Raw genomic sequence first — 15,472 nt, forward strand, 5'->3', positions numbered from 1 at the left:
CGACGAAACGCTTCGCAAAGGCGTAAAGATATCAGATCCAGCCCTTGGCCCACGCGTTGTCTCGTTGATAAGACAAAGGACGATTCACTTGCTTTGCTGCGAGCCATGGCCATAATGTCAAAAAAAAGTGAAATCCGGGGCACAAAGTATCGTGCATTACGGGTGGCGGGGTTAGATTCATCGGGAATGACATGGAAATCAAGAGTTCCATACAGTTCGCCACGGCGACGCCGCGGCGAAAGCTGGCCTTGCGCGTGGCCGGCGGCGTGGTGGCCGCTTTGGCGATGTTTGGCCTGGCAGGATATTTCGGCGGTCCGCCGCTCATCAAATCGCTGATCGAGAAGAACGCGACGGAAGCGCTTGGCCGCAAGGTGACGCTGGGCGAAGCGCATGTGCGCCCGTTCGAACTGGCAGCGACGCTGACCGATTTCACCATTTACGAGCGCGACGGCAAGACGCCGGCGGTGACGCTGGGCGAGCTGGAGGCCGACACCTCGCTGGCCTCGGTCTGGCACCTTGCGCCGGTGGTGGATTCGCTGCATATCGACCGGCTGGCCGTCCATGTGGTGCGCGAGGCCGATGGCCGCTTGAGCTTTGCCGATATCCAGGACAAGCTGGCCGCGCAGCCGCCGAAGCCACCCGATGCCAAGCCGGCCCGCTTTTCGGTCAATAACATCGCCGTGACCGGCAGCTCGGTGGCCTACGAGGACAAGGTCGCCGGCTCGAACGTGCGGGTCGACAACCTGACCCTGACGCTGCCGTTCCTGTCCAACCTGCCGCATGACGTGGAGATCGTCACGCGGCCGACGCTCAGCGCGCATGTCAACGGGACGCCGCTTGCGCTCGATGGCACGGTGCTGCCGTTTGCCGATTCGCGCGAAACGCACCTGAACGTCAACTTCGACGGGCTCGATGTGGCCCGCTTCATGCCGTTTGCGCCGAAGCTCAAGGACGCAGACGTCAAGCATGGGCTGCTCGATACGCGCCTGACGCTCGGTTTCCGGCAGCAGAAGGACAAACAGGACATCTTCGTGTCCGGCACGGCGGCGCTGCGCGAACTGGACGTGCGCACGCTCGCCGGCGCACCGCTCATCAGCAACGGCAAGCTCGCGTTCGACATCGACCGCGTCGAGCCGCTCGCGCGGCAGGCGCATCTGCGCAGCGTCGACATCGATGGGCTGAACGTCGCGGCTGTGCGACGCGCGGATGGCTCGCTGAATCTCGCCACGGCTTTCGTGCCGCAGGCGGCTCCTGCCGCCAAATCTGCGCCGGCGGCCCCGGCGTCTGCACCGGCCGCGTCCGCGCCGGCAAAAGAGGCCGCCTGGCGCTATGCCGTCGATCGCATCACGCTCAGGCAGGCCCACATCGGCTTTGAAGACGCGCTGGCGCTTTCCGGCCCTGGCAAGCTTGCTGTGGGCCCGATCGACGCCCAAGTGAATGGCCTGGTCAGTGCCGAAGCCGACAAGGCGACCAAGCTGCAGGCCACGATCACGGTCGCCAATGGCCAGACGCTCACGCATATGGGCGAACTGTCGATGCGCCAGAGTACGCTGGCCGGCACGCTGGAAACTGCAGGACTGCAACCGCAGGGGTTTGCATCATGGTGGCCGCGTGAGCTGAGGGCGCAGTTCGGCAACACCGCAATCAATGCGGAACTCCATTACCGGATGTCGTGGGCGCAGCCCGTGTTCCAGTTCGTGCTGGAAAAGTCGCGGCTGGAACTGGCCAATGTCCGGGTCGCCACGCGCGAACCGGTGGTCATGCCGACGGTTGCGGTGCCTGCCAGCCAGCCGGCCGCGCGCAAGGTGCTTGCGGAACGTACCGAGCGCGCCAGCCGCGCCCGACGTGCGCGCGAGACCGACATCGAAGGGGCGAACCTGCCCTTGCTGCAGGCGGAAAAGGTCGTACTTGATGACATTGGCCTGGACCTGGCAAAGCAGACGTTCGAAGCAGGCCAGCTAGCGGTCACCAGCCCGCAGATAGCGGCGACGCGCGATTACCGCGGGCAACTCCTGGAAATGGCCCGCATCTGGGCAACCGAGTCGAAAGAGCAGGCCAAGGTCCAACGCAGCAGGCAGGCGACCGCGGGAACCACGGCGGAAAACGGGACCACGCCTCCTCCTGCCGCCGGGGGCTGGAAAGTGCGGCTCGGCAAGGTGGGGCTCGAAGGCGGTTGGGCACGGCTCGCTGACTATGCGCCAGCCGAAGTCAACCGTGGCCGCCCCGTTATTCATCAGTACCGCAATATCGGATTGAGCACGGGCGCCATTACATGGCCGCTTACCACGGCGGCTGTGCCCGTCAAGCTGCATGCCGAAACGGGCAAGCGCGGTGTGGTCGGCATCGAAGGCAATGTGCTGCCCGCCGCTCCCGCCGGGCAGCTTCAGCTCGACCTGCGCGATGTCGACCTTGCACCCGTGCAGCCCTATGTGGGGGATCGCCTCAATGCCGCGCTGCGCAGCGGCACGCTGACCGTCAAGGGCAAGGTGGCCTACAGCGCGCCCCCGGGCAAGCCGACTGCCGCGCGCTTTACGGGCAATGCGCAGGTGGCCAACGTGCGCACGGTAGACCGCGTCACTGGCGACGACTTCCTGCGCTGGCGCACGCTCGCGGTGTCGGGCATCGATTTCAACATGGACGACAGCAAGGGTCCGATGCGCGTGGCGTTGAATAACATCGCGCTGTCGGATTTCTATGCGCGCGTGATCCTGAACGCGAACGGGCGCCTGAACCTGCAGGACGTGATGGCGGGCGGCGCGGCCAAGGGCGAGGCGCAGCCGGCCACCAGCCTGACGCAGGCGAACCCGGCTTCGGCGCCGGCGGCGGCCTCCGCGCCGGCTGCTTCGCCGCCGCCGCAGGCTGCTGCGGGCCCCAAGCCGCAGGTGCTGATCGGCGGCGTGTCGGTGAATAAAGGCAACATCAATTTCTCGGACTTTTTCGTCAAGCCGAATTACAGCGCCAATCTGACCGGTATGAAGGGCTCGGTGTCGAAGGTCTCCTCGGGAGATCCGACGCCGGCCGATCTCGTGCTCAATGGCCGGCTTGATGATGATGCGCCGGTCAGCATCAGCGGAAAGATCAATCCGCTCGGCGAGCAGCTTTATCTCGATATCGCAGCCAAGGCATCGGGCGTGGAGCTTACGCGCCTGACGCCGTATGCGGCCAAGTACGCGGGGTATCCGATCACCAAGGGCAAACTCACCGTGGACGTGGCCTACAAGATCGACCACGGCAAGCTCGACGCGAGCAATCACCTGTACCTGGACCAGCTTACGTTCGGCGACAAGGTCGACAGCCCCGACGCCACCAAGCTGCCTGTGCTGCTGGCCGTATCGCTGCTCAAGGACCGCCACGGCGTGATCGACGTGAACCTGCCGGTGTCCGGCTCACTGTCGGATCCGGAGTTCAGCATCGGCGGCGTGATCGTGCGCGTGATCGTGAACCTGCTGGCCAAGGCGATCACCTCGCCGTTCGCGCTGATCGGATCGGCATTCGGCGGTGGCAGCGGCGAAGAGCTTGGCTACGTCGAATTTGCGCCGGGCACGTCGACACTGGCGCCCGCTGCGAAGGAGAAGATTGCCACGGTTGCCAAGGCACTCAACGATCGGCCTTCGCTGAAGCTCGAAATCAGCGGCCGCATCGACCCGGCCACCGACGAAGCCGGTGCCCGCCGCGCATGGCTCGACGCCCGCGTGGCCGAGCAGAAGCGGCGCGACCTGCGCAAGAGCGCGCAGGAAGGCGACGAAGCCAGCGATAGCGAGGCTGGGGAGCAGGGCGCCGACGTGAAGGTGTCGAAGCAGGAATATCCGAAGTACCTTGAAGAGGTCTACAAGCGCGCCTCCGTGAAGAAGCCGCGCAACTTCATCGGCATGGCCAAGTCGCTGCCGCCCGAGGAAATGGAACGGCTGCTGATGGAGAATGCCACGGTGTCGGAAACCGACCTCAGGCACCTGGCCGACCAGCGCGCGCTGGTCGTCAAGCAGGCGCTCGAGCGCGACGGCAAAGTGCCGGAAGACCGGCTGTTCCTGACCGCACCACATCTGAATGCCGATGGCATCAAGGACAAGGGGGCGCCGAATCGCGTCGATTTCTCGGTCCGGCAATAGGCCATCAGGGCTGTTAGCAAAGAGGCTGGCGCCGACCGGGCACCACCGGGGCGCCGGCGGCCGCTTTCGTTTGCCTGTCGCAAAAACCGCGTATGATTCGGCCCGGTGAAACTATCGGGCCGCCAGCGGGCGGCGTTACAGGAGAACGTGTTGCAGGATCAGCTGGAAGAAGCAGTCGCCTACAAGACCTGGGTTTGTGTGATCTGCGGCTGGGTGTACGACGAAGAGCAGGGCTGGCCCGATGACGGCATCGCGCCGGGTACCCGCTGGGAAGATATTCCTGATGACTGGCGTTGCCCCGAATGTGACGTGGGCAAGGCTGAGTTCGCGATGATCGAACTGTAACGTCATCGGCTTGTGCCGGTGGCGTCATTCGCGGCAGCAGCAATCAGTGGCGCACTGCCTGCCGGCAGATGCCGATACGTTGCCGGTGTCGCGCGCAACGACGGTAGCGCATGCGGTAGGGGTGGCTGCATCGCCACAGTGCGACCGCAACGGTCATGCACAGCAGCGTTGCCATGACGGTAGCAAGCAGGCCGATCGACATTGGGCGGCCCTCCTCTCTCTCGAAATACCAACCGGGCCTTGCGGCTCAGATCAGCAACGGCAATGCCTCAAGTACCAGCACCGCCACGAGCGCGCCAATCAGTGCGCCCATGGTGCGGCAGCTGATACGCAGGTATCTGGCGGTCACCGGGATCGAGCCCATTGCGATCACGCCTACCAGTGCCATCGGGATCAGGAATACAAGATCGTGCGCCTGGAAATGCCACATGGCGGTCTCCTGTCTCTCTGTCTTGTGATTCCAGTATAGACAGTGTGTGGCGGATGAACGGCCGCATGCATCGGGATTGACCCGCATGCCAGGCCTGGCAAATCGCGTACCGTGCGTGTCACCTCGTGCCATGCAATGTGTGGCGCTGCGCGGACTCCGGCATCTTTTTCGGCCCACCCAGTCCAATTCTGCAACCCGCGTGTCCTATGCTGAGCAAATACGCGGGCCTATCGCGTGGCCTATGGCGTAATACAGAGAGGCGGAGGTGGCGATGGAACTTCACATGCATTCGCACCATTACGTGCGACGCTCACCGGACTGGACTGCTGCCGCGGTGTCCGGGTTGGCGGCCGGCGCATTGCTGCTGGTGGTGGAGCTGTTCTGGTCAACGATGGTGTCGGGCGTGAATCCGTGGGGGACCACACGCATGATCGCCGCTATCCTGATGGGCCGTGACGTCTTGCAGACGTCGCTGTTCAGCGTAGGCACCGTGGCTGCAGCACTGCTGATCCACTTCGTGCTGGGCGCCGTGCTGGGAATGGTGCTCGCCGTAATCATCGCGCCGTTCCAGCTGGATTCGAGCATTCGCATGATCCTGCTCGCAGGCGCCGTGTTCGGCCTGGCGGTCTACCTGTTCGACTTCCATGTCATGACACGCTTCTTCACATGGTTCGCCGACGCACGTGGCTGGCACACGCTGGTCGGGCACCTGATCTTCGGCATGGTGGCGGCGGTTTGCTACTGGAAGCTGGAAAGCAAGGACGTATCGCATTGAGCGCTGCCGGTGCGGAGCGGGCGCTTCGCGCCGCCTGAACCGCGCCGCTTTGCAACAGGGCGGTTTTGCCGCGCGCTTTGCTACTACACGGGCCGCGTGCGACGACAACGGCGGATGGGCAACGACGCCCCATCCGCCGTTTTTTCCGGCGCGGCAGTGCTTGTGCAATGCGGCAAGCCCGCGCACCTGTCTGGCGTCGGTCTCGTCCCGATGTCGCCTTGCAGTGACCTGACGGCATGCACTAGTCTTATCTCAACCCTGCGTGACTTCCGCATCCCTCGCCGCGCGCGAGGAGGAGGGTGGATATGGCGATGGCCATCGTACTCGTAGTCATCGTCGTCGCTTCGGTGCTCTTTCATTTCATGAGCCCGTGGTGGGCGACCCCGCTGGCGTCCAACTGGAAGCAGATGGACGACACGCTGACCATTACGCTGGTCATCACGGGCGTCTTCTTCATCGTCATCAACCTGTTCCTCGCCTATATGGTCTGGCGCTTTCGCCATGATGCGCCGCGGCATGACGCGCAGCCCGGGCATCGTGCCGACTACCATCCCGAGAACAGGAAGCTCGAAATCTGGCTGACCATCGGCACGGCGCTCGGCGTGATGGCGCTGCTCGCGCCGGGCCTGTTCGTCTATGCGGACTACGTGCGCCCGCCGCGGGAGGCGATGGTGCTCGAAGTGATCGGTCAGCAATGGCAGTGGGCCTTCCGCTTTCCTGGCAAGAGCGGCCAGCTCGGTACATCCGACCCGCGCTTCATCAGCGGCACCAACCCGCTTGGCCTCAACCCCGATGATCCGCGCGGCCAGGACAACATTGTCATCAGCGGACCCGAAGTGCACCTGCCGCTGAACCGGCCGGTCAAGGTGCTGCTGCGCTCGCGCGATGTGCTGCACGACTTCTACGTGCCGCCGTTCCGCGCGCGCATGAACATGGTGCCGGGCATGGTGACGTCGTTCTGGTTCACGCCGACGCAGGCCGGGCGCTTCGAAATCCTGTGTGCGCAGCTTTGCGGCGTGGGCCACTACAACATGCGCGGCATGGTGGTGGTGGAAGAGCCGGCTGCGTTCGACGCATGGCTGGCGAAGCAGCCGACGTTTGCGCTGACGCTCGCCAAGGCCGCCGCACCGCCGGCAACTGCGCCGGTGCCGGCGGCTGGTGCCGCTGCCGGCGTGGATCCCGCGCTGCTGGAGAGGGGCCGTGCGCTGGCACAGAGCAAGGGATGCGCGGGGTGCCACAGCATTGACGGCAACCCCGGCGTGGGTCCGACGTGGAAAGGCCTGTATGGCAGGACCGAGACGTTTGCCGACGGTAGCACCGCCCCGGTCAACGATGACTTCCTGAAAGAGGAAATCACCAATCCGCAGGCTCGGCTGGTCAAGGGCTTCGGCCCGGTCATGCCCAAGATAGCGCTGACTGACGATGAAATTGGCGCCCTGATGGCGTATATCCGTTCGCAGGGCAGTGGAGCGGACACAGGCGCCGCGCCGCCGGAGTCCGCGTCGGCTGGGGCGCCCACCGGGGCCACCGCCGCGGCCGAGACCAGTTCGCAGGCAGCGTCGTCGGCATCGGGCACCTACACGACATCCAATGCCGCCGTGGTGCCGCCGTCGGCCTCGCCCAAGGCGGCGACGAAGTGAGGAGAGACGCATGGCTTACGCCGACGATGCCGACCACCACGCACCGCAGAGCTTCTGGACCCGCTACGTCTGGAGCCAGGACCACAAGGTGATCGCCGTGCAGTACACCATCACGGCCATCGTGGTGGGGCTGGTGGGCGTGGCGCTGTCCAACCTGATGCGCATGCAGCTCGGGTTCCCCGGCAAGTTCGATTTCATCGACGCCAACCGCTACTACCAGTTCGTCACCATGCACGGCATGATCATGGTGATCTACCTCCTGACGGCGCTGTTCCTTGGCGGCTTCGGCAACTACCTGATCCCGCTGATGGTCGGGGCGCGCGACATGGTATTCCCGTTCCTGAACATGCTCAGCTACTGGGTCTACCTGTTGTCGGTGATCGTGCTGCTGGCGAGCTTCTTCGTGCCGGGCGGGCCCACCGGCGCGGGCTGGACGCTGTATCCGCCGCAGGCCATCCTGCCCGGCACGCCGGGCTACGAGTGGGGCATCATCCTGATGCTGGTGTCGCTGGGCATCTTTATCGTCGCGGCGACGATGGGCGGCCTCAACTACGTCACCACCGTGCTGCAGGCCCGCACCGAAGGCATGACGCTGCTGCGCATGCCGTTGTCGGTATGGGGCATCTTCATGGCGACCATCCTGGCGCTGCTGGCATTTCCGGCGCTGTTCGTCTCGGCCGTGATGATGCTGCTCGACAGGACGCTCGGCACGAGCTTCTTCATGCCGGCAATGGTCTCGATGGGCCAGCAGCTGAACTACAAGGGCGGCAGCCCGCTGCTGTTCCAGCACCTGTTCTGGTTCTTCGGGCACCCGGAGGTGTATATCGTCGCGCTGCCGGCGTTTGGCATCGTCTCGGACCTGGTCAGCGTGCATGCGCGCAAGAGCATCTTCGGCTACCGCACCATGGTGTGGGCCATCCTGGCGATCGGAGTGCTGTCGGTGGTGGTGTGGGCGCACCATATGTTCGTGAGCGGCATGAACCCGTACTTCGGTTTCTTCTTCGCGACGACCACGCTGATCATTGCGATTCCGACCGCCATCAAGGTCTACAACTGGGTGCTCACGCTGTGGCGCGGCGATATCCATTTCACGGTGCCGATGCTGTTCGCGATTGCGTTTATCAGCACCTTCGTCATCGGCGGATTGACCGGGCTGTTCCTCGGCAACGTGAGCGTCGATATCCCGCTGTCGAACACGTATTTCGTGGTCGCACACTTCCACATGGTGATGGGCGTGTCGCCAATCCTGGTGGTGTTCGGCGGTATCTACCATTGGTATCCGAAGGTGACGGGCCGCATGCTCGACGACACCATGGGCCGCGTTCACTTCTGGACGACGTTCATCGGCACCTACGCGATCTTCTTCCCGATGCACTACCTCGGCGTGCTAGGCATGCCGCGGCGCTATTACGCGTACGAGAACTACGCCTTCATTCCCGAATCGGCGCACGTGATGAACATGTATATCTCGATTGCCGCCTTCATCGTGGCAGCTGCCCAATTGCTGTTCGTCTTCAACCTTGCGTGGAGCCTGTGGCATGGGCGCAAGGCCGATGGCAATCCGTGGCGCGCGGCGTCGCTCGAATGGCAGACGCCCGAGACGCCGCCTGCGCATGGAAACTGGGGTCCGCACCTGCCGGTGGCGTACCGTTGGGCCTATGCCTACAGCGTGCCGGGTGCGAAAGAGGACTTCATCGCGCAGAACGCGCCGCCCGAAGCGGGCGGCGCCGAGCCTGAACCGCATGCAAGCCGTGGAGCCGTGGCATGAACGCCGAAGCCGTCTACAAGGTCAGCCGCGATGATTTCGGCGGCAATCCGTCGGGAGGCGGACATACCCGCAACGGGCAGGCAGGCGGCGCGCCCGCGAGCATTGGCCTGTGGGTCTTCATGGGCGTGGTCACGGTCTTATTCGCACTGTTCCTGACGGCGTATGCGATGCGCATGGACAGTCCGGACTGGCAGCGCATTGCACTGCCGTGGCAAGTATGGCTGTCCACCGCGCTGCTGACCGCCGGCAGCGTGGCCATGCAGGCTGCAGTACGCCTGGCACGCGCGGGCCGCATGGCCGGGGCGCGGCAGGCGATGCGTCTGGGCGGACTCGGTGCGGCAGCTTTTGTTGCGTCCCAGTTATGGGCGTGGCTGGCGCTGCACGCGGTCCATGTCGGTCCGGCGAGCAACCCCGCAGGCAGCTTTTTTTACCTGCTGACCGCCATGCACGGGCTGCACGTGCTTGGCGGCCTGGCGGGCTGGGCCTATGCGGCGGGATTCCGCGGCAGCGGTGAAGGTGCCGTGCTCCGCATGACGCTGTGCGCGCGCTACTGGCATTTCCTGCTCGCCGTGTGGGTGGTGCTGCTGGCCGCGCTGGGCTGGCTCACGCCCGAGATCGTGCGCTATATCTGCGGTACCGCGTAGCTCCCGGTGCCGAGGAGGATTCTCATGTCATCGAACGTCTCGACACAGCCCGACGCGCCAGGTGCCGTGGCCACGGGCCTGCGCGGCCTGGTGGCGGACTGGTCGTCGGACCAGCGCGCCTTCAAGGTGTCGTGGGGCAAGGCGATGATGTGGATCTTCCTGCTGTCCGACACCTTCGTGTTCAGCTGCTTCCTCACGGGCTACATGACGGTGCGCATGGCGACCACGGTGCCGTGGCCCAACCCCAGCGAGGTCTTTGGCCTGCGTATCGGCGGGCACGACGTGCCGCTGCTGCTGATCGCAATCATGACGTTCGTGCTGATCACCAGCAGCGGCACCATGGCCATGGCGGTCAACTTCGCGTACCGGCGGCAGCGGCGGCAATGCGCGCTGCTGATGCTGGTGACCGCGCTGTTCGGCGCTACCTTTGTCTGCATGCAGGCCTTCGAATGGACCAAGCTGATCGTCGAGGAAGGCGTGCGCCCCTGGGGCAACCCGATGGGCGCGCCGCAGTTCGGTTCCACCTTCTTCATGATCACCGGCTTTCATGGACTGCATGTGAGCTGCGGTGTGATCTACCTGCTGATCGTGGCAACCAAGGTGCTGCGTGGCCGGTATGAAGTCACCGGCAATTACCAGATCGTCGAGATCGCGGGCCTGTACTGGCACTTCGTGGACCTGGTCTGGGTGTTCATCTTTGCATTGTTCTACCTCTGGTGAGGCTTGCCATGGCTTCGACTCCGACTTCCGCCGCCCCGGCTCCCGCACACGGCCACGAAGACACCGCGCACACCGGCCAGCAGCATCCAATCGGCCTCTACCTGAAAATCTGGCTGCTGTTGTTCGTGCTGTCCACGCTCTCCTACATGGTGGACTATGTCGGTTTCACCGGCTACCTGCGCTGGACGCTGATCCTGCTGCTCATGGTGTTGAAGGCAGGGCTAATCGTCGCCGTCTTCATGCATATGGCCTGGGAGCGCATGGCGCTGATCTGCGCGATCCTGGTGCCGCCGCTGTGCCTGCTGATCCTTGTGTGGCTGATGGCGGAAGAGGCAAACTACACGTTCCTGACGCGCGGTATCTTCTTCCACTGACCATCACGCATGCATCCTGCCACCGAAGCCATCCTGCGTTTCAACCAGGGCAGGGACCCTGAGCGCTTCACGCGCAAGCTCGCCGCCATCGCCGCCGACCCGTTCGCATTCTTTCGCGGCACCAACCACCTGTACGTCGCGTCGCTGCGCAATGAGGACGCGCTGCTGGACGCGCCGACCACCTACGTTTGCGGCGACCTGCACCTGGAGAACTTCGGCAGCTTCAAAGGCGACAACGGCCTGGTCTACTTCGACCTCAACGACTTTGATGACGCGCTGCTGGCGCCACTGACCGTGGATGTGGTCCGCGTGCTGTCCAGCGTGATGGTCGCGGCCGGGCAGATCGGCTTGTCTGACGAGGATGCGCAGCGGGCCAGCGAGGCGATGCTGGCCGAGTATGCGGCGGTCCTGCAGCGAGGCAAGCCGCGCTGGCTCGAACGTGCCACGGCCATCGGCATGGTGGCGACGCTACTGCGCCGGGTCAAGCGGCGACGGCGCGGCGAACTGGTGGCGGAACGCGCGCAGATGCGAAAGGGGCGGCAGCGGCTGGTCTGCGATGGGCGGCACGCGCTGCCAGCCGACAAGGCGGCGCGTCAGCGGGCTCTGCAAATCCTGTCTGCCTATTCCGGGCAGGCACATGGCCACCGTTTCCGCGCCGAGGACGTCGCGCGGCGCGTGGCCGGCATTGGCAGCCTGGGACTGGAGCGCTACGTAGTGCTCGCGCATGACGAACGTGCGGGCGGCATGCCGCGCCTGATCGACATCAAGCGTGCCGCGCCATCTGCTTGGGATAACTTGCCCAACCGCGCGCAGCCACGCTGGAGCAGTGATGCACAACGCGTGGCGACTGTGCAGCAGATCATGCAGGCCGCATCGCCAGCATTGCTATCGCCGGTGGAAATGGGGAAGGCGTCGTACCTCGTGAAGAGCCTGCAGCCGACTGCGGACCGGGTCAACCTGGCGCACTGCGACAGCGCTGCGGCGCTGCGCGAAGTACTGGAAACCATGGCCCATGCCGCGGCCTGGGCACACCTGCGCGGGTGCGGGCACCACGCTGCCGATCGTATCGAGCAACTTCAGGAATTTGCCGCGGGAGCCCGCTGGCGCAAGTCGGTGCTGCGACTGGCGCGGCATGGCCATGCGGTGTCGCTGGCCCAATGGAAGGCCTATGCGGAGGACTATCGCAAGGCCATCAGCGGCGCCGCCCCGGAGTCGGCGGGCGGCGCGCAGTAGGTCGCGGGCGGGGCGTCAGACCTGAGTGATGAACTTGGTGACCAGGTAGCCGTCGAACGTCTCCTGGCCGCCTTCGCTGCCAATGCCCGAGTCCTTGATGCCGCCGAACGGCGTTTCGGCCAGCGCCATGCCGAAATGGTTGATGTTGACCATGCCGGCTTCCAGGCCGTTGGACACCTCGGTAGCCGTCTTCAGCGAATTGGTGAAGACGTACGAAGCCAGACCGAACGGCAGGCTGTTGGCGCGGCGCAGCACCTCGGCCGTGTCCTTGAATCGCGTGACTGGCGCGACCGGGCCGAACGGCTCGTCGACCATCAGCTTTGCGTCATCCGGCAGGTCGGTCACCACGGTCGGAGCGAAGAAGTAGCCTTTGTCGCCAATGCGCGAACCACCGGCCACGACCTTGCCGCCGCGCTGGTTTGCGTCGTCCAGGAATTGCTCCATCGAGAACACCCGGCGCTCATGCGCGAGCGGGCCCATCTGCGTGCCGTCTTCCAGCCCGTTGCCGACCTTGATCGAGCCGATCACCTCGGTGAAGCGTGCCAGGAACTTGTCATAGGCCTTTTCCTGCACGTAGAAGCGGGTCGGGGACACGCACACCTGGCCCGCGTTGCGCAGCTTGAAGCGCGCCAGCATTTCGGCGGCGGGTTCGATATCGGCATCATCGAACACCAGCACCGGCGAGTGGCCGCCCAGCTCCATCGTCACGCGCTTCATGTGCGCGCCGGCCAGTGCGGCCAGCTGCTTGCCCACCGGCACCGAACCCGTGAACGAGATCTTTCGCACGATTGGCGATTCGATCAGGTAGGTCGAGACCTCGCTCGGCACGCCCCAGACGATGTTCAGCACGCCCGGAGGCAGGCCGGCATCATGGAACAGCTGCGCCAGCGCGACCACGGCGCTCGGTGAGTCTTCCGGTCCCTTGAGGATCAGCGTACAGCCCGCGCCCACAGCCGACACGATCTTGCGGATGGCCTGGTTGAACGGGAAGTTCCACGGCGTAAAGGCCGCGCACACGCCGATCGGCTCGCGCACGACGATCTGGCGCACATTGGGCTGGCGCGGCGGAATCACGCGGCCGTAGATGCGGCGGCATTCCTCGGCGTGCCAGTCGGCATGCTCGGCGCAGACCAGCACTTCGCCGACCGCTTCGGCCAGCGGCTTGCCCTGGTCGAGCGTGATATTGCGGCCGATGTCCTTGGCGCGCTCGCGCGCCAGTTCGCCGACGCGGCGCAGGATCTTCGAGCGCTCCAGCGGCGAGGTTTTCTTCCAGCTTTCAAAGGCACGCTGAGCGGCGGCCAGCGCACGGTCCAGGTCGGCGCGGCTGGCGTGCGGCAGCTTGCCCAGGACTTCCTGGGTGGCGGGGTTGAGCACGTCCTGCTCTTTCCGGTCGCCGCCCTTGATGAATTCCCCGTCGATATAGAGGGCAAGATCCTGGTACATGCGTGTTCTCCTGGTAGTCGTGTCTGACGTTCCGGCCGCGCGTCGGTACGCGCGGCCAAGTCCGCTAGCTTAACGCGTCGGCGCGGAACGTGCTGACCACCGATGTCGGCACGGGGGTGGCACAAGCCGCAAGGGTGCAGGAGCGCCCGCAAACATACGGCGACAGGGCCACATCTTCACTACACTCTACGAAAACGGGTCGCGTCGGAGCCACGTCCTCCGGCGCATTGCCGGAACCCCGGGGCGAGGCAGGGCAGCAGGGTACCTCCGTGCCCCGGCCGCATACCAGGAGCCACGCCATGGATGGAAACACGGGCAGTCGTGCCGGCGGCGAACGGAAACCGATCGCACTGGCTCTGCAGGGCGGTGGCATGCACGGTGCGTTCACCTGGGGCGTGATTGACCGGCTCCTGGAGGATGGCAGGCTCGAGATCGAAGGCATCAGCGCCACAAGTGCCGGCGCCATGAATGCCGCCGTGCTCGCCTACGGCATGCTAAAAGGGGGGCCAGACGGCGGCCGCCAGGCGCTACATGACTTCTGGGAGGCCATCGCGAGTTCGGCCGAACGCTACAGTCCGTTTCGCTGGGTGCCGTCGTGGATGAAGGGCGGCCATAGCTTCGGCCTGGACAGTTCGCCGCTGTATGCGATGGCGGACATGGTGCTGCGCATCATGTCGCCATACCAGTTCAACCCGCACAACATGAACCCGCTGCGGGACGTACTGGCCAGCCAAGTGGATTTCGAAGCATTGCGCCGCCAGTGCCCGTGCCATCTGTTCCTGTGCGCGACCAATGTGGAGACGGGGAAGATACGCCTCTTCACCGGCCCGGAACTGTCCATCGAGGCCGTGCTGGCGTCCACCTGCCTGCCCACGCTGTTCCAGTCCGTGACCGTGGATGGCCAGCACTACTGGGACGGCGGCTACGTCGGCAATCCGGCCATTTTTCCGCTGATCTACCAGTGCAAGACGCACGATGTCGTGATCGTCCATATCAATCCGATCGTGCGTCCGGGCGTGCCGCGCAGCGCCGCTGATATCCTCAACCGCGTCAACGAGGTCAGCTTCAATTCGTCGCTGATGCGCGAGATGCGCGCCATTGCCTTCGTGACGTCGCTGATCCAGCAGGGCAAGGTCGACCGGGCCGAGATGAAGGAGATGCGCATCCATTCGGTCCGCAATGACGAGACCATGGCCGCGCTCAGCGTTTCGAGCAAGTACAACGCGGACTGGAAGTTCCTGTGCTCGCTGCGCGACAAGGGGCGCGACCATGCCGGCACGTGGCTCGAGCACAATTACGAGCACGTCGGGCAGCGGTCCAGCGTGGACATCAGCGGAGAATTTCTCTGAGCGTTTGCCTCGGTGCGTTTGCACTGCTCAGCCCGGCGCGGGCTGCGCCAGCCGCAACGCAAGATTGCGCCGCGCCGCCGCCTCGTAGCGGTCGTGGAACAGGTCGGTGTGGTAGAGGCGAGGGCGCGTCAGCAGCCTGCTCAGGTACTTGCGCTCGGCCTTGTCGTAAGCGGTGTCGTCCAGGTCGGGACGTTCGGCGCGCAGCAGCTTCGCGTTGCGGCGAAAGCGGGCGTTGTGGCTGCCCAGGGTCGCCAGGTCGATGTCCACCGTAAAGCAGCCGGCAGGGTCGGACGGTACGCGCATGTGCGTGGTGTCCAGGATCATGGCGGCAATGCGATCCGCCTCGGCGATCTGGCCGTCGGCCCGGCCCAGGAACCATTGCGCGCTGCGCGCCTCGTTGTCGGATGCACCCGGTACATAGATCACGTCATGGCACCAGAGTGCCAGCTCCACCGTGTCGACGTCCGGAATCCGCGTGTGTCCCCAGTCGAGGTCGCGCAGGCAGCGGCGCACGTGGTACAGGGTGTGGTAATACCTTCCCGGTCCCTCGTAATACTGTGCCAGCTCTTGGTACGTATCCTGCGCGCGGCGGCCGCCGCAGCGCGACCACAATGATTCGAAGCGGGTCTGGATCCGGTTCATGCG

At 64.8% G+C, this 15,472-nt stretch carries 14 protein-coding genes; 10 read left to right on the forward strand and 4 right to left on the reverse strand.

Annotated features, from left to right (window positions below; translation table 11 throughout):
• Positions 1–191: 191 nt before the first annotated feature.
• Positions 192–4,106: a DUF748 domain-containing protein gene (locus ACIGJG_RS18755; RefSeq protein ID WP_011299753.1), complete on the forward strand. Its 3,915-nt coding sequence runs from the start codon at positions 192–194 to the stop codon at positions 4,104–4,106.
• A gap of 147 nt (positions 4,107–4,253) precedes the next feature.
• The gene (locus ACIGJG_RS18760) at positions 4,254–4,451 is read left to right on the forward strand and encodes a rubredoxin (protein WP_084791939.1); all 198 of its coding nucleotides are present in this window, start codon (positions 4,254–4,256) and stop codon (positions 4,449–4,451) included.
• A gap of 43 nt (positions 4,452–4,494) precedes the next feature.
• Here ACIGJG_RS18760 and ACIGJG_RS18765 read toward each other — a convergent pair whose 3' ends face one another.
• Positions 4,495–4,653 carry a hypothetical protein gene (locus ACIGJG_RS18765; protein WP_166487066.1) on the reverse strand — a complete coding sequence of 53 codons (159 nt, stop codon included), beginning with the start codon at positions 4,651–4,653 and terminating at the stop codon, positions 4,495–4,497.
• A gap of 45 nt (positions 4,654–4,698) precedes the next feature.
• Positions 4,699–4,881, reverse strand: coding sequence for a hypothetical protein (locus ACIGJG_RS18770; RefSeq protein ID WP_011299755.1), 183 nt, complete (start codon positions 4,879–4,881; stop codon positions 4,699–4,701).
• 271 nt (positions 4,882–5,152) lie between these two features.
• On the opposite strand from ACIGJG_RS18770, the gene ACIGJG_RS18775 reads away from it, so the two are divergent.
• The 7 genes from ACIGJG_RS18775 to ACIGJG_RS18805 all read left to right on the forward strand — a co-directional run bounded on the left by ACIGJG_RS18775 (position 5,153) and on the right by ACIGJG_RS18805 (position 12,035).
• On the forward strand, positions 5,153–5,656 hold the full coding sequence (locus ACIGJG_RS18775) for a hypothetical protein (RefSeq protein ID WP_011299756.1): 504 nt from the start codon (positions 5,153–5,155) through the stop codon (positions 5,654–5,656).
• Between the two features lie 305 nt (positions 5,657–5,961).
• Complete coding sequence (locus ACIGJG_RS18780) at positions 5,962–7,296, forward strand: cytochrome c oxidase subunit II (RefSeq protein WP_011299757.1); 1,335 nt, start codon at positions 5,962–5,964, stop codon at positions 7,294–7,296.
• A 10-nt stretch (positions 7,297–7,306) separates the two neighbouring features.
• Positions 7,307–9,064, forward strand: coding sequence for a cytochrome c oxidase subunit I (gene ctaD / locus ACIGJG_RS18785; RefSeq protein ID WP_011299758.1), 1,758 nt, complete (start codon positions 7,307–7,309; stop codon positions 9,062–9,064).
• Positions 9,061–9,708, forward strand: coding sequence for a cytochrome c oxidase subunit 3 family protein (locus ACIGJG_RS18790; RefSeq protein ID WP_011299759.1), 648 nt, complete (start codon positions 9,061–9,063; stop codon positions 9,706–9,708). Before ctaD ends, ACIGJG_RS18790 begins: the two co-directional genes overlap by 4 nt.
• A 24-nt stretch (positions 9,709–9,732) precedes the next feature.
• Entirely contained in the window at positions 9,733–10,428 is a 696-nt protein-coding gene (locus tag ACIGJG_RS18795; protein ID WP_011299760.1) for a heme-copper oxidase subunit III family protein, read from the forward strand.
• 8 nt (positions 10,429–10,436) lie between these two features.
• Positions 10,437–10,802 carry a cytochrome C oxidase subunit IV family protein gene (locus ACIGJG_RS18800; protein ID WP_011299761.1) on the forward strand — a complete coding sequence of 122 codons (366 nt, stop codon included), beginning with the start codon at positions 10,437–10,439 and terminating at the stop codon, positions 10,800–10,802.
• A gap of 9 nt (positions 10,803–10,811) precedes the next feature.
• Complete coding sequence (locus ACIGJG_RS18805) at positions 10,812–12,035, forward strand: DUF2252 domain-containing protein (RefSeq protein WP_011299762.1); 1,224 nt, start codon at positions 10,812–10,814, stop codon at positions 12,033–12,035.
• Positions 12,036–12,050: 15 nt separating this feature from the next.
• On the opposite strand, the gene ACIGJG_RS18810 is transcribed toward ACIGJG_RS18805, so the two are convergent.
• Positions 12,051–13,478 (reverse strand): NAD-dependent succinate-semialdehyde dehydrogenase, encoded by a 1,428-nt coding sequence (locus ACIGJG_RS18810; RefSeq protein ID WP_011299763.1) that lies wholly within the window; start codon positions 13,476–13,478, stop codon positions 12,051–12,053.
• Positions 13,479–13,777: 299 nt separating this feature from the next.
• Here ACIGJG_RS18810 and ACIGJG_RS18815 point away from each other — a divergent pair, with 299 nt between their 5' ends.
• Positions 13,778–14,827: a patatin-like phospholipase family protein gene (locus ACIGJG_RS18815; protein ID WP_140949642.1), complete on the forward strand. Its 1,050-nt coding sequence runs from the start codon at positions 13,778–13,780 to the stop codon at positions 14,825–14,827.
• Between the two features lie 27 nt (positions 14,828–14,854).
• On the opposite strand, the gene ACIGJG_RS18820 is transcribed toward ACIGJG_RS18815, so the two are convergent.
• Complete coding sequence (locus ACIGJG_RS18820) at positions 14,855–15,469, reverse strand: HD domain-containing protein (RefSeq protein WP_011299765.1); 615 nt, start codon at positions 15,467–15,469, stop codon at positions 14,855–14,857.
• Positions 15,470–15,472: the final 3 nt, after the last annotated feature.

The organism is Cupriavidus sp. C1SS-2L, from assembly GCF_057073735.1.

Coding starts and splice junctions, on each gene's coding strand:
- ACIGJG_RS18755 (WP_011299753.1), top strand. CDS start 192: ATGGAAATCAAGAGTTCCATACAGTTCGCCACGGCGACGCCGCGGCGA.
- ACIGJG_RS18770 (WP_011299755.1), bottom strand. CDS start 4,881: ATGTGGCATTTCCAGGCGCACGATCTTGTATTCCTGATCCCGATGGCA.
- ACIGJG_RS18780 (WP_011299757.1), top strand. CDS start 5,962: ATGGCGATGGCCATCGTACTCGTAGTCATCGTCGTCGCTTCGGTGCTC.
- ACIGJG_RS18775 (WP_011299756.1), top strand. CDS start 5,153: ATGGAACTTCACATGCATTCGCACCATTACGTGCGACGCTCACCGGAC.
- ACIGJG_RS18820 (WP_011299765.1), bottom strand. CDS start 15,469: ATGAACCGGATCCAGACCCGCTTCGAATCATTGTGGTCGCGCTGCGGC.
- ACIGJG_RS18815 (WP_140949642.1), top strand. CDS start 13,778: ATGGATGGAAACACGGGCAGTCGTGCCGGCGGCGAACGGAAACCGATC.
- ACIGJG_RS18765 (WP_166487066.1), bottom strand. CDS start 4,653: ATGTCGATCGGCCTGCTTGCTACCGTCATGGCAACGCTGCTGTGCATG.
- ACIGJG_RS18795 (WP_011299760.1), top strand. CDS start 9,733: ATGTCATCGAACGTCTCGACACAGCCCGACGCGCCAGGTGCCGTGGCC.
- ACIGJG_RS18810 (WP_011299763.1), bottom strand. CDS start 13,478: ATGTACCAGGATCTTGCCCTCTATATCGACGGGGAATTCATCAAGGGC.
- ACIGJG_RS18805 (WP_011299762.1), top strand. CDS start 10,812: ATGCATCCTGCCACCGAAGCCATCCTGCGTTTCAACCAGGGCAGGGAC.
- ACIGJG_RS18800 (WP_011299761.1), top strand. CDS start 10,437: ATGGCTTCGACTCCGACTTCCGCCGCCCCGGCTCCCGCACACGGCCAC.
- ctaD (WP_011299758.1), top strand. CDS start 7,307: ATGGCTTACGCCGACGATGCCGACCACCACGCACCGCAGAGCTTCTGG.
- ACIGJG_RS18790 (WP_011299759.1), top strand. CDS start 9,061: ATGAACGCCGAAGCCGTCTACAAGGTCAGCCGCGATGATTTCGGCGGC.